This window comes from Nostoc sp. PCC 9305, from assembly GCF_963920915.1.
Classification (GTDB): Bacteria; Cyanobacteriota; Cyanobacteriia; order Cyanobacteriales; family Nostocaceae; genus Nostoc.
In genome coordinates this window covers 17,787-38,716 of the sequence record NZ_CAWUDN010000075.1, presented here as the reverse complement: position 1 = coordinate 38,716, position 20,930 = coordinate 17,787, and the positions used below count along the sequence as shown (strand labels likewise).

Sequence of the window (20,930 nt, the reverse complement as noted above, 5' to 3'; positions counted from 1 at the left end):
ACGACCCTTATTTATGAATTCACTATTTTGTTATTCTGTCAATGCGTAAGTCCTACTGAATATATATACTCAATTTAAGGCTTTTTGTCGATCTATCAATAATTTACAAGCGATCGCTCTTAAAAGAAATGGGCAATTGCTTGCTCCTTGCACGAAACGAAGCGCGTTAGCAAAGCGGGGCAGTAGCGCATCGCCATTTGCACCAGATTGGAACAATTATTCTACCGCGTGGTTTAATAATTCCATTGATAAATCGAATGCGAGGCGTTATATTAAGCACCTCGCATTCTGAAGATTTCTATTTGACTGTGGGGTTGAGGATTAAACAACTAGCAAGTTATTTTGACTTAGTGACACTCCACCAGATAGTTGTGCAAATTGTACCTGAGCAAATCCGACCGCACTACCATCTTGGTCAAAATATAGCGCACCTGTAGTATTGTTATAGATAAATCGCTGATTGCTGGTTGTTGCAGATGTTCCAAGGGTAAAAGAGCTAGCTGAGAGTAAACCTGATGATAACCCGCCACCAAAACCAGCAGCCGATACCTGAATCAGTTCATTAGTAGCGTTAAAGTTATAAATGTTATCAACGCCTTCGTTGAAACTATTGAAAACAAAGGTATCAGTACCAGCTCCTCCATAAAGGTTATCATTACCTTTGCCACCTTTGAAGGTGTTTTTGCCAGAAGCGCCAGAGGCTGTGAGAGTATCATTACCATCGCCTCCATCCAGTAGATTATTGCCTGATGAATAGTCAACAATCAAGCGATCGTCATTAGCACCACCATTGAGCGTATTATTCCCAGAGACAGTATAAGCTCCGTATGAAGAATATAAGGAGGCTGAACCAGCGGCTGTCAGAGTATCATTGCCATCGCCCCCATTCAGTAGGTTATTGCCTGATGAATAGTTAGTAACTAAGTTATCATCACCAGCACCACCATTGAGGGTGTTCTTACCAGAGATAGCATCGAGAGAAAAATTGCCTCGGTAGTCGTCGTAGGAGCCAGAGACATCAAGAGAATCATTATCATCACCACCAGAGAGCGAATTATTACCATTTGAATAGTCAGCACTCAAGTAATCCTTACCTGCACCGCCGAGAATCGTGTTATTTCCACGTCCCCCAGCGAGGGTATCGTTGCCATTGCTCCCCACAATCAAATCATCGTAGTCTGTACCTGAGATATTTAATTGTTCGATATTCTTGTAGCTCACCTGATTCGGGCCTGCTGTAATCGAACCAGCATTAGTAGCAGCATTGAATGTCGAAGTGATTCCCTGTCCGATGGAATAGTTATAGAAAGACAACAAATCGTTACCTTTCCCTCCATCTATGGTATCTTTGCCGCGATCGCCTCCGGTGAGTGTATCGTTGCCATTGCCCCCTACAATCAAGTCATTGTAAGCTGTACCTGAGATATTTAATCGTTCAATATTCTTGTAGCTAACCTGATTCGCGCCTGATGTGATGGAGCCAGTGTTAGTAACAGCATTGAATGTCGAAGTGATTCCCTGACCCCCGCTAGAATTACTGTAATAATAGCCTTCCAATAAATCATCACCTTTTCCGCCATCGATAGTATCATTGCCACTACTACTCCCGTAGAGCGAGATAGTATCGTTGCCATTACTCCCTACAATCAAGTCATTGTAGGCTGTACCAGAGATATGTAATCCTTCGATATTCTTGTAGTTAATCAGATCCGTGCCTGCCCTAATCGAGCCAGTGTTAGTAGCAGCATTGAATGTCGTTGTGATTCCCCCACTAGGATAGATATACGAAACGCTCAACAAATCGTCACCTGTCCCCCCATCTACAGTTTGAGTCGCTAAGGAAGGTGGAGAAGTATATAGGACGAAAGAGAAGGAATCATTACCATTCCCTCCATTGAAAATATTATTACCAAAGCTGCCCTTGGCTTTTTTGTCATCGTAGTAGCCAGAGGCAAAGAAAGAATCATTGCCATCTCCTCCATTGAGGATGTTATCGCCTGTTGAATAGTTAACACTCAATTGATCGTCACCAGCACCACCATTGAGAGTGTTATCACCGGAGGTAAAAGAGGCGGAATAGTCGTATTCGCGAGAGGCACTAAGAGAATCATTGCCATCTCCTCCATTGAGAATGTTATCGCCTGTTGAATAGTTAGCATCTAATTGATCGTCACCAGCACCACCGTTGAGGGTGTTATTGCCATCTGTCTTAGATGCAGAGAGATTATCACTGCCATCGTCACCAGAAATCAGGTTATCGCCTGTTGAAGAGGTAGCACTGAATTGATCGTTACCAACACCACCGTTAAGGATGTTATCGCTTGTTGAATAATCAACATTTAAGTAATCGTTACCTTCACCGCCAAAAATTGTATCATTGCCATAATTTGAATCGTTGCCACTACTGCCTCCGAAGAGTAAATCGTTGCCATTGCTCCCGACAATAAAATCAGCGTAGGTTGTACCTCTAATTTCTAATTGTTCGATATTGGTGTAGTTAATCCGATTTGTGCCAGCCCGAATTGAGCCAGTGTTAGTAGCTGCATCGAAACTCGAAGTGATTGCTTTAGTAGCACGGGTGTAATATACAGACAAATAATCCTCACCTGTTTCTCCATTTACACTTTGAGTCGTTAAGGAAGATGGGGCAGTTTTTGAGGCGGACAAATGGAAGTCATCATTACCAGCGCCTCCATTTAGAGTATTTCTACCCCGGACTTCATCAGCGTAAAAGGAATCATCGCCGTCTTTGCCTGAAACCGTATTGTTGCCAGCAGAATAGCTAATATCAAGGTAGTCATCCCCTGCATCTCCGCTGAGGATGTTATTTCCAGAAGAATAGGAAGCATCAAGGGTATCATTTCCCTCATCACCCCACAGCAGGTTATTACCAGTACCACCACGGAGGGAGTCACTATCCGTACCACCACGGAGAGAGTCGTTACCCGTACCACCAAGGAGAGTATCATTGCCTGCACCACCAATGAGGGTATCATTTCCGGCATCACCGCTTAAAAGGTCGTTGCCATTTTTGCCATCGATGATATCATCACCTACTTTAGCGTTGATTGTATCTGCATCCTGAGTACCCAGTAGAGTATCGTTACCGTTGGTTCCAATGATATTCACCATAACTCTTACCTTCCTGAATCGATATTTTGAGTAATTTCAGCTATTAACTTGTTGTTAATGTTGTTTAAGGACACACAGAAATCGCCGAGAGTTAACGCTTTCGACATACTTTTATGTCACCCTTGAGGGCTAGCAATTTTCTCGAAGATTTACCCTATTGATAAGCTTGTAAGCAGGACTTATCTAACTGACTTGAAAAAGGCAGGAGGTTCAAAGTTAAAGTCTTTCCCTATTCCCTATTTCCTTTTTCATTCGTTATTTGTGTACCGTTAATAATGCTATTTACGACTATCTAAGTCTTAAGCATTGTACATATTTATGAGCGTGTATTTAGGAAAACAGATGGTTTCACGCTTTTTTTATCATTCTTGATCCGCAGATCAACCCAGCAATCATTGACAAAGTGCCGAAAAATCAAGCTTGAATGCCTAAAACCCACACTTCATATTTCTTATCAAAGCGTAGCCCTACTGTCGTAAATATAGAGAATAATTCACTTTCGATAGGGAAAGAATTTTTATGCAATTGTTGTGGGCTATTGCCCGTGGGTGTGTAGCTTAAAAATAAGGAACATCTAAATAACACTTTGATAACCATATCTGAATATTTACTGAGATGTCCACACTTAAAGACATATCTTTGCATACTCTTCACATTATTTGCCGATCAGTATAATGTCAGTACTTATCTTTATGTATTCTTCATGTCTTGATAACCACTAATAACTCAGAATGCAGCCGCTAAACAGCAGTTAAGCAGTTGTTTGATTTGTTCGTGTAGCGTGTCGTCCGCCCTAGTAGACAAGCAAGCTGTAAGAGTTTTTTGAATCTGGGGTTATGCTGCGAGGTTCTGACGACGAGTTATAGGAGTTGAAAGCGATCGCATTGGAGCATTGGCACGTTATCAAGAGCTACTTAGGTATGACTATCTCCCAAACATGCCCGCGTAGTCCGTCCTAGCGATCGCACAGAAATTACTGAGGACAGTGGATCTGAAACTGGACTATATTAGTAGATTTTGGAACAAAAATGGATTTTTATTCAAAATAACAGTCACCAGGGAATGAAAACGTATTAAATAATGGATTTCTTTGACCATGCCAATTTAAACAAGAAGGCAATATCAATATATAGATAAGACCTTAACGTAGTATAAGACTGTGGGGACATGATATCAATGGTTCCCCTACGGGCGTACTCACGTAAACGGGAACTGCTATAAATAAATGTAAAGAATAAGTTGGTATTGCATAAACTTTGCTTTCTACCTTGATGAATTAACTAAGCAGCTAAAAAGTTGAAGGTACAAGATTGAAAATATCTTGTTATCTCCTTAATTAGCTGACTTAACAACAACATAGTTCTTCTACAGGAGAAAAAATGAGTACATTAGAGCAAAGTCTTAGTCAATTTCGAGCTTTACCAAAACCAGAGTCATCTCGATTAATTGACTTTGAAGAAGCAGAAATTCGTCCTGGTATAGTAAGTGGCACTTATATTTTAGTTGTCAGAGGGACGAAACCATACTTGAATTTAGAAGTGAATCTTGTACCACTTGTATACGTCCAGCAACCTGAATATTGGGGAGTTGAGGTCGTTGGCACTTTGCCCGGAATCGGACTACCAGCTACCGCACCTTATACAGTTTCTCTGCCAGTAGACGGTATTCGTGGCAAACAAGGCATTGAAATTATTGGTGCTAATGGTTCCAAGCAACTGCCTTTTCTAGATGTTAAGCCTTCCTAATTCCCGATATGAATATGTGTAGAACCACCATCTTAAAAGCTGTTACAAAAGCTTAAAAATAGCCCGAAAATAAATTTTCAGGCTAAAAGCTCAAGTTGGTTTAAACGGACTAATAAAATATTCTTAGTCCGTTTAAACCAATTCCAATACTTGTCGGGTTTTGGGGAAAAGAGGAAGAAAAAAGGGGAAAGAAAAAACCTTTACCCTTTAACCTTTTCGCCAAACCCAATTTAGTGGACTTTGTTAATGTAGTAGCGAATTCTATTCACCCAGTATTTTTCAAATATCCTCTTAGCTAGGTAGAGTTAAAATACTGGGATCTCAATGATAAATTCTGTTCCTTCACCAAGTACAGAATTGCAACTCAAGCTTCCATCATGGGTTTCCTCAACAATTTGACGAGCGATCGCTAATCCTAATCCTGTGCCTTTGCCAACCTCTTTGGTTGTAAATAGGTGGTCAAAGATCCGCGATCTAATTTCCTCTGACATCCCCTGACCGTTATCTTTCATCCGAATTATTACTGTTTCTTCGTTACTGGATACTTCAGTTTGAATCAGTATTTGCTGACGATCGCCTTGCACTTGAGCAAAAGAACGCCCCTCAATGGATGCATCGAAGACATCTATTGCATTTGCGAGGATGTTCATAAAGACTTGATTTAGCTGTCCTAAAAAGCACTTAACTGGTGGCAATTTTCCGTATTCAGTGATGACTTCAATCGCTGGACGTTTTTCGTTAGCTTTGAGGCGATATTTCAAAATTAACAGAGTACTTTCAATCCCTTCATGGAGGTTACAAGCAACTTTTTCAGTTGTATCGGCTCTGGAGAAGGTGCGGAGACTGATACTAATATCTTTTATTCGTTCTGAAGCCACCTTCATCGAACTTACTAGCTTTGGTAAATCTTCAATCAAGAATTCGAGGTCAATTTCTTCGCCATGCTCAATGACTGCGATCGCCGGAGTGGGATGATGTTGTTTAAACAATTGGATATGAGCGAGTAAGTCTTGAGTATACTCTTCGGCATTGTGGAGGCTACCTTCCAGAAATCCAATGGGATTATTAATTTCATGTGCCACACCTGCAACCAAATTGCCCAAGGTTGCCATTTTTTCGTTTTGCACCATTTGTAATTGGGCTTGCTCAAGTTCTTGCAGCGATCGCTCTAGTTGATGAGCATAATTCTGGTATTCTTGGTAAAGGCGGGCATTTTCTAGAGAGATGGCAGCTTGAGCGCATAGCAGTTGGATAACTTCGGTGCGATCGCGAGTAAATGCACCAATTGTTAACGGATTTTCTAGATATAGCAGCCCAATGATTTTCCCCTGATTTAATATTGGCGTACACAACACACTCTTAGGTTGTTGCTGCATGAAATATGAATCAGCAATAAAATCAGTTTGTGCTGTTGCATCATCCAGTACAACAGTTTTTAAGCTGTGTTTGACAAAGTTTACCAGTGTAATGGGAATGTCTTTACTGGTTGACAATGGTGCAGATAATAGGGTGACTCCTTCATCAATAGTCGCTATGGCTTCAACCACTAAATTTTCCTGTTTGAGTACAAGTAATGCAGCTTTTTGTGCCCCAGCATTTTCCATCACTACTTGCAAAAGTGTAGTGAGTAATTGCTCTAATTGAATTTCACTGGAGAGAGCTTGTGAGGCTTTCAAAATAGTTGACAAATCGAGTGCTTCCGAAATACTGCTGCTAGAAAGGTTTGTGTGGATGGTTTGATTTGGGAATGATGATGCATCGACAGTTGAACTCAGTTGAAAGTGATTAAGTTGCCCTTGTAAGATGGGAATAAGTAGTTGAGGATAGCGTTTTTCTAAGTCTTCAGTTTTAGCTTTAGCGCCCCAACGAGCATAGCAGTAATAAGCTTCTTGCATATAAACTTGGGCGATTTTTTCTTTGTCCCAGTCGAGGTAAAACTTGGCCGCTAGTTCATTACTCAAGGCTTCTTCTTGGATATATGCATTTTCTTTCGCTAGAGTTATGGCGCGATTGTACAATTCCATTGCTTTATTTTTGTGCAGCAAAATCCGCTGCCGTTCTGCTTCGACTAAATAAAATTTGTGTTGATGATTCATTGGGGCATGATGCGCCCATTTTTTCAGTTTTTTCTGATGGGATGTAACTTTTTTAAGAATCTGTTTTTGTTTGTTAGCTGTTGCTGTTGGATAGAGAATTAGTTGGGTTAGCGCCTCATAAAAATAAACTATTGGTACAACGGCTGCCGATGTTACCCCATCTAAATAAGTTATTGCCTGAATTGCTGCCTCAGATGCTCTGGTATAATTTTCAAACAGGTAGCAAAGTATCAGTTCATTGGCATAGCTAAAGCTCAATCCAGTGCGATCGCCTGCTTGTTCTTGTAATGGGCGAATAGTTTGGACATCATAAACAGCACCTGATAAATAACTGGGATCGGTAGATTGTCCTAACAAATTCAATATGGCTTGACGAAATGAATTAATATAAGTCTGAGGTTTTTCTTGCCTAAAATGGCTGTAGACTTCAGCATAGTCACCCATCTGTTTTTCTAACTCAGCTAATTCTTGCCCCATCAAATATCCATGAAAACTACAGCTATAGCTAGCCCAAGCTGCATATTCGATATCTCCGGTTTCTAAACCCACTTGATAGGCTTCAATTAACGGTGCAATTGTATCTTTAAGTGGTTGATGCCAGTGATTAATAAATGTTTGAACAATGAAGAAAGTTCTAGCTTTGAATTCTTTGCTATGAAATTTTTCGAGAACTTGTAATGCTAATTGACCGAATTTATAACCTGTCTCAATATTTCCCAGAATGCCACACTCTATCAATCCATACCAGGCATAGCCAAATGCAGATGCGGCAGCATTACCGTACTGCATCGATAAATTGACTTCGCTCAAGATTATTGGTGGTAGTAAATCTGGACGAGCAATATAAGCTGTGGAATTTGTACTAGCCAAAATTCGGATTGCTGCTAGTTGTTTGTCCCCAGTCATATTAGGTAAATCAATCAAATTTAAAGGAGATTTACCTACAAATCGTAATTTTGTTTGGGCTAGATTGAGTAATGTTTGTATTTTAGTTGCTTGATGAGATAGTTTCACACCTAAGAGATTTAGCAGTGCGATCGCAGTCAGAATCGAATCATCAAAACGACTCTGAGCTAAATAAGATTGGATTTGAATCTCAATCGATTTCACCCGATCTATTAAGACTTTAGCGTGTTGTTGCACTTGCTCAACAAACTCTTCTACCTTGTCAAACTGGCCCATAAGATAGGCTGCCGAAGCAGCTTCTTCATACAAGGCTAATGAGAGTGAATACTGTTGTTGCCAGCTATCTGTTCTCAATAGCTGAATACCACAGCTGATATATTCTATTGCATTCGTATAAGCAGTGGATAGTTTGGCTTTTTTTCCAGCCAGCAAATTTAACTCTGCTAATCGATCTCGCTCAGACTGCTGAGTGATTAGCTTTACACCAATATTTAACTGATTAACAATCTCAAAAATTCTCTCTTCCTGCTTTTTAACTGGTATTTTGCTTAATAGCAGTTGGCCAATTTGCAGATGGATGGATTGCTTTGTTGACTCTGGGATCAACGCATAAGCTGCTTGTTGAATCCGATCGTGTAAAAATTTATAGTTTACAGTTAGCGCACTTTGTATTGAATCCTGTGTTTCCCGCCCAACATAGAATTTGTAAACTTCACTTTGGGGCAGAATTAATCCCTCTTGTAATGCTTTCCAAAGGTATGTTGCTGTTTCAGTTTCAGAATTTTCAGAAACAATTGCCAATGTTGCCAAATCAAATTGATTACCAATACAAGCCGCTAATTTTAAAACGTTTTGCGTTGATTTTGGTAATTTTCGCAACTGTAACACCATAAAATCAACTACATCATCTGTCAGAGCTAACGCTTTCATCTGGGCAATATCACACTGCCAACTGCCGCTATTTAAATCAAATTTAATTAGTTGATCTTGATGGAGAGCTTTGAAAAATTGCGTACTAAAAAATGGATTACCTTTGGTTTTCTGATATACTAACTGTGTTAAGATTTCTGTAGTTTCTAGCGAACAGTTTAGAGTGTCGGCAACCAATTGATTTAAACTAGCTTCACTCAGTGGTGCTAATGTAATTTTGTTAATAGTAGCATTAGCTTTGGCAATTTCATCTAATGTCAACATCAATGGATGAGCAGCAGAAACTTCATTATCCCGATAAGCTCCAATTAATAATAAATATCCTGAGTTTGACTCATTCATTAGTAACTGGATTAACTTCATCGATGCTGAATCAGCCCACTGCATATCATCTAAAAATATGACTAGAGGATGTTCTTTGGTAGTGAATACTTGAATAAACCTTTGTAATAATAAATGAAACCGATTCAGGGCTGAATTTGGTGAAAGTTCCGTTGCAGATGGTTGTTGACCAATAATTTGTTCTAATTCGGGAATTACCTCAAGAATGACTTGCCCCTGATCGCCCAGCACTTGTAAAATTTTATTTTTCCAAGTTGATAAATGGACATCACTTTCACTCAGCAATTGTCCCATTAAGTCTCGAAATGCCTGCACAAAAGCAAAGAAGGGAATATTACGATTAAATTGGTCAAATTTGCCTTTAATGAAGTAGCCCCGCTGCCGGACAATGGGTTTGTGAACCTCGTTAACAATTGCTGTTTTACCAATGCCAGAAAAACCAGCCACCAGCATTAGTTCCGTCTGATTGTTGGTAACGCGTTCAAATGCTTTGAGCAGAGTTTCCACTTCATGCTCGCGACCATAGAGTTTTTCTGGGATAATAAAGCGATCGCACACATCCCGTTGAGCAATTGGGAAACTCGCAATTTTTCCCGTCTCTTTTAGCTCATGTAAACAATTTTCTAAATCATATTTTAGTCCGAATGCGCTCTGATAGCGGTCTTCAGCATTTTTTGCCATCAGTTTCATCACAATGTCTGACAACACTTGCGGAATCTCTTTCCTATTCCCTGTCCCCTGTCCCCTGTCCTCTAAAACTGGCGGAACTTTGGCAATATGACAATGTACCAATTCCATCGGATCGTGTGATTTAAAAGGTAATTCCCCTGATAGCAACTCATAAAAAGTTACACCTAAAGAATAAAAATCAGTACGGTAATCAATTCCCCGATTCATTCGTCCAGTTTGCTCTGGAGACAAATAGCCGAGTGTTCCTTCTAATACATTCGGACTCATCAGGATTTGAGTTTCTCGTGGCAGCAGAGATGCAATACTAAAGTCAATTAACTTAACTTTTTTAGTTTCTGGATTAATTAAAATATTGGCGGGTTTAATATCTTTGTGAATAATCCGATGATGAATTAGGATATCTAATGCATCACACAGAGCGATCGCTAAAAGTAAAAATTCTTGTAAAGACACCATATCTGGCATCTGGTAACAAGTAAAATAATCTTTCAGAGAAATCCCACCAAAATCTTCCATTACCAACGCATAACCATTTTGATACGCCTCCAGACTGTAGGTTTGGACGATCGCAGATGAGTTAAGATTTTTGGCAATTGTGTACTGATTGCGAAACTGCAACAGATCGCTGAAACTGGGATATGAATTTTTTAGCAGTTTAATTACTACAGGTAATGAGTCAGTTTCTCGATACCCCCGATAAACTAGAGTTCTGGAACCATTGTAGATTTCTTCAGTTATGTCGTATCCGGGAATACTGACTATGCTGCTGACCATACTGCTAAACCGTGGTAATTTCTGAATTTATTGTTCCCAAATCAGTAACGCCAGTTTATGTGTGTCTTTTGAGACAACTCACAGGGGCAAATCATCGCAGTAGATAGAACTGTATTTGATCTCCCAAATTCAAAGGTAAATAGCCTTTCAGAAACGAGAACATCTTCCTAGAAGAAAGAAAAGTTGTTAGAAAAGCCTTAAATAATACTCCAAGAAGAAACCAAAGGAAAAAGGTGAAAAAAACCCACCTCCTCGGAATCGATATGATAGACAAGTAAATAAAATTTAAAAAATATTTATCGAATGGTAGATCAATCATCTGGCTTGTCCAAGGTCAAAGACTCATTAACACAAAAAATCTTCTTGGGTAACGAACCAAATGCAGAGTTAATTGCAATTCTCACCGTTTACTTTGTCCAAGGAATTTTAGGGCTATCGCGTCTAGCCGTTAGCTTTTTCCTCAAAGATGAATTGCTGTTGAGTCCAGTCCAAGTGTCGGCGCTATTGGGAATTGTCTTTCTACCTTGGATGATCAAGCCGGTGTTTGGTTTTATCTCTGATGGCTTGCCTATATTTGGCTATCGTCGCCGTCCTTACTTGATTTTATCCGGGATACTGGGAACTGCTTCTTGGATTAGTCTGGCCACAATAGTTAATACTAGCTGGGCAGCCACCTTAGCGATCGCTCTTGGTTCTCTTAGTGTCGCCATGAGTGATGTCATCGTTGACTCGCTAGTTGTAGAACGAGCCAGAGGCGAATCGCAAGCAAAAGCCGGTTCACTACAATCTCTGTGTTGGGGTGCTTCTGCGATCGGAGGTTTAATAACAGCCTACTGTAGCGGTCTACTACTCCAATACTTTACTACCCGTACTGTCTTTGGGATTACTGCTTTATTTCCGCTGATCGTTTCAGGAGTGGCTTGGTTAATTGCTGAGTCCCCCGTTAGCCAAGATGCTCAAGATAGTAATCAGACCAACTCTGTACCCATCAAACATCAACTGGGACAGCTACGCCAAGCCATTAGCCAAAAAACAATTTGGCTACCAACGGCATTTATCTTCATCTGGCAAGCTACCCCAAATGCTGACTCAGCCTTTTTCTACTTCGCTACCAACGAACTCCACTTTGAACCAGAATTTTTGGGGCGAGTAAACTTGGTGGGAAGTTTCGCTTCTTTGGCAGGTGTTTGGATTTTTCAACGTTTCCTCAAAAGCATTCCTTTTCGCGTGATTTTTGCTTGGAGTACTGTCCTTTCGTCACTTTTGGGGATGACGATGCTGTTGTTGGTGACTCACACAAACAGGCTATTGGGTATAGATGACCACTGGTTTAGTTTGGGTGATAGCCTGATTCTGACTGTAATGGGGAAAATTGCCTTTATGCAAGTGATGGTTCTAGCAGCAAGGCTTTGTCCCTCTGGTGTGGAAGCGACATTATTTGCCTTGTTAATGTCAATCTATAATTCAGCCGGAACAGTTTCCCATGCATTCGGAGCATTAATCACGTATTGGCTGGGGATCACCGCAACAAACTTTGAGTCACTTTGGCTATTGGTGCTAATTACTAATCTCAGCACCCTATTACCCCTACCATTTATCAACTGGCTACCTTCTACTGAAGAACAAACTGAGGCAGCCAAAGATGGGGAAGAAGCGTTTTTGCCAGATTTGATGTCTGAATTGGTACTGAGAGAACCAGAGTCAAAAATAGTCGAATAGTGTAATAAATCTCACCCTGAGTCGAGGTAGTGTCCTGCCTTCACGTTGTAGTAAAGCTGCAAAAAATTCTTTTTAGCTGTTACATTTTCGTCCAAAATAACCAGAAAAAACAAAGTATATGCGTTTGAAAAGTCAAGAAACCCCAGCTACAGAAAAATTCTACACTCGTGCAGACTGGCAAGGAGGATATCAATCTCTTACCCAAGAGTTTGATTATTGGATTGATGATATAGAAGGACAAATCCCCACAGAGTTACAAGGTACGCTGTTTAGAAATGGCCCCGGTTTGCTGGATGTGAATGGGCAGGCTTTTCATCACCCGTTTGATGGAGATGGGATGATTAGCAAAATTACCTTTACCAATGGTCGTGCCCATTTTCGTAACCGCTTTGTCCGCACAACTGGCTATTTAGCAGAGCAAAAGGCAGGGAAAATTCTCTATCGCGGTACTTTTGGTACTCAAAAACCTGGCGGTTGGCTAGCTAATATCTTTGACTTCAAACTCAAAAATATCGCCAATACAAATGTTATCTATTGGGGTGGTAAACTGCTAGCACTGTGGGAAGGGGCTGAAGCACATCGTCTCGATCCCTACACTCTTGAAACGTTGGGGAATGAATATTTTAATGGTGTTTTGTCAGCAGGTGAAGCTTTCGCTGCCCATCCCCGTTTGGAAAAAAATTGTGAGCAAGATGGGGGCGCACCTTGCCTAGTAAATTTCTCGACTAAGCCAGGATTATCTACCACAATTAATATTTTTGAGCTAAACTCAGCAGGTGAAATTGTTAGACAGCAGGCTCATAAGGTTCCTGGTTTCTGTTTCATTCACGATTTTGTTATTACTCCCAATTACTGTATCTTCTTTCAAAATCCTGTCACCTTCAATCCCATACCTTTCGTCTTGGGAATACGTGCGGCGGGAGAATGTATCAAATTTCAGCCAAATAAGCCAACTCAAATTCTAATTATTCCCCGTTTCCCCAAAGAAGGGCAAGAAAAGATAAAATTTCTGGAAACTCAGTCGGGTTTCGTCTTCCACCACGTTAATGCTTTTGAGGTAGGAGAGGAAGTTAGGATTGACTCCATTTGCTACCAAGATTTATTAAAAGTTGAACCTAAAAGTGATTTTCGACAAGTTGATTTTGAAGCGTCTTCACCTGGGCAACTTTGGCGATTTTATCTGAATCTAAAGGATGGGACAGTCCGGCAGGAATTGATTGATAGCCGTTGTTGTGAATTTCCCAGCATACATCCGGCGAATGTGGGACGCCCTTATCGATATCTATATATAGGTGCGGCTCATGCGGAGACTGGTAATGCTCCCTTACAAGCATTGCTGAAAATTGATTTAGAGTCTCTTGAAAGACAACTTTGGAGTGCTGCACCCCGTGGTTTTGTTGGTGAGCCGATTTTTGTCCCGCGCCCAGGTTCTGAAAAGGAAGATGATGGTTGGGTATTAGCTTTGGTTTATGATGCTGCCCATCACCGCTCAGATTTGGTAATTTTAGATGCTAGTGATTTCTCTAAAGGAGCAATTTCGCGGTTACATCTGAAGCATCATATCCCCTATGGTCTACATGGGAGCTTTACTTCTGAGGTTTTTGGGGAAATTTGATCGCTTATTTGGATGAAACCATTTTTTCGCTGGCAATAATATGCAAATCGATGTTTTTGAGCAAGCGCACTAATTTTTGCGTCAAAGATCCTTTGAGGAGCATTTGCCAGCGCGATCGCTGACTTTCTCCAATTACAATTTGGGTGATACGATGTTTCTCGGCGACCTCAGCGATCGCATTAGCTATATTACTGTTGGTGACACGAAGAAAAGTACCTTCAAATTCTTTACACAGTTTCTCACAAGTGTGGATATGTAAGCTTTCCTCTTTAGTAAGGAAGCGTTCTGGATCGGCAACGAACAAGGTATAAAGTGGCGCGTTCATATAGTTAGCCAACCTTGCACCCCGACGTAACAGCTGCACTGAGTTGGGATAAGTGGATACACACACCAAAACCCGCTCGTGAATATTACAGAATTGCCCATTGGGAGTAGAGGCGATCGCATTTCCTTCCACGTTGTCTGCCACCTCCCGCAAAGCCAACTCCCGCAAAGCAATCAGGTTGCGGCGTTGGAAAAAATTATCGAGGGATTGTTGGATTTTTTGCTGTGCGTAAATCTTGCCTTCTAATAAACGTTCTTGCAGCGTTTCCGGTGTGACATCCACTACCACTATTTCATCTGCTTCATCCATAATCCTGTCAGGAACCCGCTCCCGGACTACCACACCTGTAATTCTGGCTACTAAGTCATTGAGACTTTCCAAATGTTGCACATTCATTGTGGAGTAGACATCAATCCCGGCGGCCAAAACTACTTCTACATCTTCGTAGCGCTTTTCGCGTGGAGAACCAGGGACATTGGTATGGGCAAGTTCATCGATTAAAACTAATTGCGGCGATCGCTTTAAAATAGCATCTGTATCCATATCTGTCAGTGTCAGTTCACCGCGAGGATATTGCTTACGGGGTATAATTTCCAGTCCCTCTGCCTTTTCCGCTGTCTCCTTGCGTCCGTGGGTTTCCAAAAGCCCAACGACAACATCAATTCCTTCCTGTTTGAATGCGTGTCCCTCTTCTAGCATCCGGTAGGTTTTGCCTACTCCAGGAGCCATGCCAATAAAGATTTTATGCTTACCCCGTCGTCGTGCCGGATAAAGCGAGTAACTTGCAGAATTTAAAGGCGCATTCCCAGCCGAACCAGTATTAGAATTATCTGACATTTATAGCACTCCTATTGCATGGGAAAACCATCATTGCTAATGCCCCATACTTCGACTACGCTCAGTACAAGTGCTCCATGCCCATTTACTGATTTTGCTGACGATTAATATCTTGCAAATCAAGAGCATAATTCAATCGGAGAACATTAACTCCCGGTTCGCCAAAAATCCATAAAAATCTGTCATCAGTATACTTATTAATTAAACGTAAAATCTCATCTTCTTTTACTCCCCGCGCACCAGCAACCCGCGTCAATTGTTGCCGTGCTGCTTTAAAGGAAATATGCGGGTCTAAACCAGAACCAGAGGTATAAATTATATCGGCTATCGGTTGAAGATTTTCGTCTCGCAATTTATCTGCTTCTTCTAAAATCCGCTTTAGTAGTTCTGGATTGCTGGCAGCGAGATTGCTAGCTCCAGATATGCCAGTTGGCTTGGCTTTTTTTCCTTGGCTGTATCTAACAGTACTAGGACGAGAATGGAAATATCGTTCAGATGTGAACACCTGACCAATCAAAGCCGAACCAATTGGTTCATTACTTAGATTCCGCATGATGCTGCCATTAGCTTGATAGGGCAAAAAAACTTGACCCACTACAAGAATTACCAGCGGATAGATGATTGCAGTCAACAACCAAAGCATTAGAGTTATAAAAATTGCTCTGATAGTTTCTCGAATAATAGCCATAAAAAGTTTTCCAATTGCGCCTAAAATTTAATTTTTAATTTTAATTTTTAATTCTTTTGCCCATCTAACAGGAGGTTATAAGATACTGTTAGCAACAGCATAAACAACAACTGGGGCAGTTACCACATTCAAGCACAGCACATTCAAGCACAGGAAGATCAAAATAGCGAGTGGTAGGTGTTGTTTATGCCATTGCGACTAAACAAAGGATATCGTCAAAGTAGTGCTGAATGAAAACGATATTTATTTATATTCTTCTTGTCCCTCCCGTCAACAGGTAAAAGTAAAAATGTTTATTATTTTACTTTGGTCAAGATGCGATCGTTTCTCAGCGTCTCTACTTTTGCTATCCTTAAGCCAAGCCCACAAGTGTAATCAGTACATCGATCAATTTAATTGCAATAAACGGCGCAATCACCCCACCTAAGCCGTAAATTAAGATATTGCGTTGGAGTAACTGATTAGCTGTCAGCGGTCTAAACCTCACACCCTTTAATGCCAAGGGAATCAAAGCGGGAATAATCAAAGCATTATAAATCAATGCTGAGAGTACAGCAGATTTAGGGCTAGTCAAATTCATAATATTCAGGCTTTGCAAATTAGCAGCGACAAATATCACTGGAATAATTGCAAAGTATTTAGCAATATCATTAGCGATGGAAAATGTCGTCAATGCCCCACGAGTAATCAACAATTGTTTACCAATACCAATGATATCGAGTAGCTTTGTGGGATCGGAGTCCAAATCGATCATGTTAGCGGCTTCTTTTGCAGCTTGCGTTCCTGTATTCATCGCCACGCCGACGTTAGCTTGGGCTAATGCGGGAGCATCGTTAGTTCCATCTCCCGTCATGGCTACCAGTTTACCTGCTGCTTGTTCCTGTTTAATGATACTGATTTTGTCTTCTGGTGTGGCTTCAGCAATAAAGTCATCAACCCCTGCTTCTTTGGCAATGACAGAAGCGGTAATTCGGTTGTCTCCAGTTAGCATGATGGTACGCACTCCCATCCGTCGCAGTTGCTCAAAGCGATCGCGGATACCAGGTTTAACTATATCTTTGAGATAAATAATCCCATAGATTTCGTTATCTAAGCTAACTGCTAAGGGTGTACCTCCCAAGCGAGAAACTCGTTCGTAGGCAGCATCTAATTCTGGTGTATCGCGTCCGTTACGGGAACGGACAAATCCTTTAATAGCTTCTACTGCTCCCTTTCTGGCCTCATACCCACCAGGTAAATTCGTCCCACTCATCCGGGTTTTGGCGGAAAAACTGACTCCTTCTGCCTGACTGGAGTCAAAATCAAATCTTGCGCCCAACTTTTCTGCTAGTCGGACAATGGATTTACCTTCTGGTGTATTGTCAAAGACACTAGCTGCCCAGGCAACATTAGCAATTTCCGACATTGAATGACCGTTGAGAGGAATAAACTCTTCCGCCAGACGGTTGCCAAGGGTAATTGTACCTGTTTTGTCGAGAAGTAAAGTGTTGACATCACCACAGGCTTCTACCGCTCGCCCTGATGTGGCAATAACGTTAAATTGGGCAACTCGATCCATACCAGCAATACCGATGGTACTTAGTAAACCGCCAATGGTGGTAGGAATTAACGCTACTAATAAGGCAATTAAAATTGGGACACTGACTGGACTGTTGACATAATAAGCAAGGGCGGGCAAGGTGACTACAACTAACAAAAACACTAAGCTGAGAACTGCTAACAATACTGTGAGGGCAATTTCATTGGGTGTTTTGCTGCGTTCTGCCCCTTCTACCAAGGTAATCATTCGGTCAATAAAACCTTTGCCTGGGTCAGATGTGATGCGGATAATTAGTTCATCTGAGATAATCCGCGTCCCACCAGTGACGGAACTGGCAACATCGGAGCCTGATTCTTTTAATACTGGTGCAGATTCCCCAGTAATTGCCGATTCATCCACTGAGGCCACACCCATGATTACTTCGCCATCGGCGGGGATGATATCGCCAGCAACGACGTAGATCGTATCGCCCTGTTTGAGGCTGGTGGATGAAACTTCACTAAGTGTGCCATCGGCAGCAAGTTTTTTAGCGATCGCCTCTAACTTTGTTAACCGCAAGGCATCGGCTTGGGCTTTACCCCGCCCTTCTGCCACTGCTTCGGCAAAATTGGCAAACCAAACTGTAAAGAATAAAATCCCCGACAACAAGGCGTTGAAAACTTGCGGGTTCTTTTGAAGGGCAGGGCCAAATAGGTTGGGATCGATCGTTAGCAATAGGATGATGATTGTCCCTACCCAAACCACAAAGATTACTGGATTTTTGATTGCATACTTAGGGTTGAGCTTGACAAAAGCATCTCTAATTGCTCTTAAGTACAGCCACTTATTATTTGCCCTAGTCTTTTTACGTTTTTGGCGGCGATCGCCAGAACGAGAACTTGGGCGTCTAGCTTTGAAGTTAGTTGCCACTGGATTCATAAATAAAGTTAGCAGTGAGAAGTTAGGAGTTAGGAGTTATAGGAACTTCTAATAAAAAAATATCCAACCTGTAGGATGCGTTAGTAACGCATCCTACGAAACCGGATAATTTATAAAATAACGGCAGGAGCCAGGAGGAAATAAGTATGAATGAAAACTTTAGTTCTGAGTAATTACCCAGTTAAAAATAAGATACTGGTACGAGATGCGTAGTGCAAGATATAGCTGAGTGCTGTTAGCGAGGCGTTGAGCCAGTGCTGAGTATAAACCTAGTTGTTTCCAGGCTTTGAGCAATCAACACTGTCCTAACATGTCTGATACCAATTTGAAAAATGATTGCGACAGATGGAAAACTGAAACACTTATCCAATGGATATTTCACAATCCAAAATCTAAAATCGTTTGACTGAGCGATCGCCGTACCCCTCCGAGGAAGCAAGCTACGCGTAGCGTTCCGCAGGAAAGTCTAAAATCCAAAATGGTATGACTACAGCTATATAACCTTTCTTGCTTGAATCTCACACTTTTAAGTCTGGGTTACTCCTTCCTCCTGCCTCCTGAATTATTATTTGATATTTTCTCAATTTCAAACTTATAACTCATAACTTTTCTAACTGCCAGATGCTAGTTTCAAACCCTCAGCTATGGGGCCTAAAGCCAGAACGGGAAAGAAAGTTAATACTCCCAAAACCAGCGTGACTCCAGCCACGATCCCAGTAAATACCAGAGAATCGGTTCTCAGGGTTGCAGGAGTTTCTTCTACTGGTTGTTTGCGAGACATTCCGTCAGCTAGCAGCAGGATGGCAATCATCGGAATGTAGCGTCCTCCGATTAGGCTAACTAAAGTACTCAAGTTCCACCACAGGGTGTTATCCCCCAAGCCCTCTAAGCCGGAACCATTATTTGCTGCTGCTGAGGCATATTCATAAACTACTTGAGAAATACCGTGATAGCCAGCGTTGCTAATTCCAGATAGGGAGATAGGATAAGCCAAAGCGATCGCACTGGGGATCAAAACTAGAATCGGGTGAATCAACAGCACTACGCTGGCGAGAACGATTTCCCGCTTTTCAATTTTGCGTCCCAAAAACTCTGGAGTACGTCCTGCCATGAGTCCAGTTAGAAAGACTGTGAGAATTAAGTAAATAAATAAGTAAGCTGTTCCAGTTCCCTGACCACCCCAGATAACCTGAATAAATAAGTTGAAGAGAGTCGAAAATATTCCTTGCGGCATCAGAGAATCGTGCATCCCGTTCACAGCACCAGACATAGTAGCAGTAGTCATCACTGCCCAAAATGCTGTTTGTGCCCAACCAAATCGAACTTCTTTACCCTCTAAATTAGGCTGTTCTAATCCAAAGGCGGTATTAACTAGGGGATTACCTTGCAGTTCTCCCACGGCTGTAACTCCCACCAGAATGACAAAAATCACAAACACCATCCAAAAAAGTAGCCAAGCTTGTTTGATGTTATTGGCAAATATACCGTAGGTGTAAATCAAGGCTGCTGGGATAGAAATCATCGCGAGCATTTCTATCAAATTAGAAGCACCATTGGGATTTTCAAAGGGATGTGCAGAGTTGACGCCAAAAAAGCCACCGCCGTTCTCGCCCAAAAGTTTGATCGTTTCAAAGGATGCTACCGGGCCTCTGGCCAGATATTGCGTCCCGCCTTCTAAGGTTTGCACATCCATAGTCCCAGCTAAGGTTTGTGGTACACCTGCTACCAGCAAAGCGATCGCGCCAATAATTGAAATCGGCAGCAATATTCGCGTAATTCCACGGACGAGATCGACGTAAAAGTTTCCCAGTCTTCTACCCGTTAACCCGCGAATAAAGGCAATTCCCACAGCTAAACCGGTGGCTGCGGAGGTAAACATCAAAAAGCCTAATGCCGCTACCTGGCTAAAATAGCTTAAGGTTGTCTCACCTGCATAGTGTTGTTGGTCAGTATTGGTTACAAATGAAATCGTTGTATGCAGCAATACATCCCAGGTGGGCGCACCGAAGCCGTTTGGATTCCAGGGTAAAAGTCTCTGAAAATATATCAGAAAATACACTGAAATAGCCATGACTGTGTTGCAACAGAGTATGGCCCGGATATACTCCCAACCCGTCATGTCATCTTTTCTCCGAACACCCGCAAATACGAACATACTTCGCTCTATGGGGTTCATTAAAAAATCAAGCAGTGTTCTTTCTCCCATAAAGACACGCGCTATGTATTTTCCGAATAATGGAGTGATTGCTATGACAATACACAGCGTTAAGCCAATTTGCAAAAAACCTTGTCCCATATATTTTGCGCTAAATTAAATTTAAGTTGTAGCAAGCCAATTCTGAGAAATAATAGATTAACTGTGGGAGTATTTGATTTCAAGGGATTTCCCTAAAAATGCTGAGTACGAAAAGCAATAATCGCACTTAGCATCAAATCAGTTTCGAGTAGTAAGTGCCTCAACTGAGAGTAGGAAGATTCATAAGTAATAATTCTGACTCATTACTTTTTACTCAGTACTGGCTCAACCTTAGCTATCCGCTAACATAACTCCTGAATATTTTTAGTTCTGACTATTTTCCAGAGACTTATTAAAGTTTTCGTTAAGAATATTTAATTTTGACTCTTAATTCATCTATCTCACTACTTAGGATTATTTGTTTATACAACACATTT

General features: G+C 41.3%; 9 protein-coding genes. 3 read left to right on the top strand and 6 right to left on the bottom strand.

All coding sequences use genetic code 11. The features are described from left to right. Positions 1–321: 321 nt before the first annotated feature. Positions 322–3,132 (bottom strand): beta strand repeat-containing protein, encoded by a 2,811-nt coding sequence (locus tag ACM0OX_RS24310; protein ID WP_414517530.1) that lies wholly within the window; start codon positions 3,130–3,132, stop codon positions 322–324. A gap of 1,379 nt (positions 3,133–4,511) precedes the next feature. Between ACM0OX_RS24310 and ACM0OX_RS24305 the strand changes: the two genes are divergently transcribed. Continuing rightward, positions 4,512–4,877, top strand: a complete 366-nt coding sequence (locus ACM0OX_RS24305) for a hypothetical protein (protein WP_414517529.1) — start codon at positions 4,512–4,514, stop codon at positions 4,875–4,877. Between the two features lie 305 nt (positions 4,878–5,182). Here ACM0OX_RS24305 and ACM0OX_RS24300 read toward each other — a convergent pair whose 3' ends face one another. After that, complete coding sequence (locus ACM0OX_RS24300) at positions 5,183–10,615, bottom strand: AAA family ATPase (protein WP_414517528.1); 5,433 nt, start codon at positions 10,613–10,615, stop codon at positions 5,183–5,185. Between the two features lie 303 nt (positions 10,616–10,918). Here ACM0OX_RS24300 and ACM0OX_RS24295 point away from each other — a divergent pair, with 303 nt between their 5' ends. Both ACM0OX_RS24295 and ACM0OX_RS24290 read left to right on the top strand, forming a co-directional pair. After that, positions 10,919–12,334: a folate/biopterin family MFS transporter gene (locus ACM0OX_RS24295; protein ID WP_414517527.1), complete on the top strand. Its 1,416-nt coding sequence runs from the start codon at positions 10,919–10,921 to the stop codon at positions 12,332–12,334. 118 nt (positions 12,335–12,452) lie between these two features. Further along, the gene (locus tag ACM0OX_RS24290) at positions 12,453–13,949 is read left to right on the top strand and encodes a carotenoid oxygenase family protein (protein WP_414517526.1); all 1,497 of its coding nucleotides are present in this window, start codon (positions 12,453–12,455) and stop codon (positions 13,947–13,949) included. Between the two features lie 4 nt (positions 13,950–13,953). Here the strand turns inward: ACM0OX_RS24290 and ACM0OX_RS24285 are convergent, their stop codons facing one another. The 4 genes from ACM0OX_RS24285 to kdpA all read right to left on the bottom strand — a co-directional run bounded on the left by ACM0OX_RS24285 (position 13,954) and on the right by kdpA (position 20,553). Further along, positions 13,954–15,111 (bottom strand): universal stress protein, encoded by a 1,158-nt coding sequence (locus tag ACM0OX_RS24285; RefSeq protein WP_414517525.1) that lies wholly within the window; start codon positions 15,109–15,111, stop codon positions 13,954–13,956. Between the two features lie 85 nt (positions 15,112–15,196). Beyond that, positions 15,197–15,799: a K(+)-transporting ATPase subunit C gene (gene kdpC, locus ACM0OX_RS24280; RefSeq protein WP_414517524.1), complete on the bottom strand. Its 603-nt coding sequence runs from the start codon at positions 15,797–15,799 to the stop codon at positions 15,197–15,199. Between the two features lie 352 nt (positions 15,800–16,151). Then, positions 16,152–18,257 carry a potassium-transporting ATPase subunit KdpB gene (gene kdpB, locus ACM0OX_RS24275; RefSeq protein ID WP_414517523.1) on the bottom strand — a complete coding sequence of 702 codons (2,106 nt, stop codon included), beginning with the start codon at positions 18,255–18,257 and terminating at the stop codon, positions 16,152–16,154. A gap of 610 nt (positions 18,258–18,867) precedes the next feature. After that, positions 18,868–20,553 carry a potassium-transporting ATPase subunit KdpA gene (gene kdpA / locus ACM0OX_RS24270; protein WP_414517522.1) on the bottom strand — a complete coding sequence of 562 codons (1,686 nt, stop codon included), beginning with the start codon at positions 20,551–20,553 and terminating at the stop codon, positions 18,868–18,870. Positions 20,554–20,930: the final 377 nt, after the last annotated feature.

Bases quoted from the DNA above. Each gene is read 5' to 3' on its own strand.
- ACM0OX_RS24285 (WP_414517525.1), bottom strand. From the start codon at position 15,111: ATGTCAGATAATTCTAATACTGGTTCGGCTGGGAATGCGCCTTTAAAT.
- ACM0OX_RS24300 (WP_414517528.1), bottom strand. From the start codon at position 10,615: ATGGTCAGCAGCATAGTCAGTATTCCCGGATACGACATAACTGAAGAA.
- ACM0OX_RS24305 (WP_414517529.1), top strand. From the start codon at position 4,512: ATGAGTACATTAGAGCAAAGTCTTAGTCAATTTCGAGCTTTACCAAAA.
- kdpA (WP_414517522.1), bottom strand. From the start codon at position 20,553: ATGGGACAAGGTTTTTTGCAAATTGGCTTAACGCTGTGTATTGTCATA.
- ACM0OX_RS24310 (WP_414517530.1), bottom strand. From the start codon at position 3,132: ATGGTGAATATCATTGGAACCAACGGTAACGATACTCTACTGGGTACT.
- kdpB (WP_414517523.1), bottom strand. From the start codon at position 18,257: ATGAATCCAGTGGCAACTAACTTCAAAGCTAGACGCCCAAGTTCTCGT.
- ACM0OX_RS24290 (WP_414517526.1), top strand. From the start codon at position 12,453: ATGCGTTTGAAAAGTCAAGAAACCCCAGCTACAGAAAAATTCTACACT.
- kdpC (WP_414517524.1), bottom strand. From the start codon at position 15,799: ATGGCTATTATTCGAGAAACTATCAGAGCAATTTTTATAACTCTAATG.
- ACM0OX_RS24295 (WP_414517527.1), top strand. From the start codon at position 10,919: ATGGTAGATCAATCATCTGGCTTGTCCAAGGTCAAAGACTCATTAACA.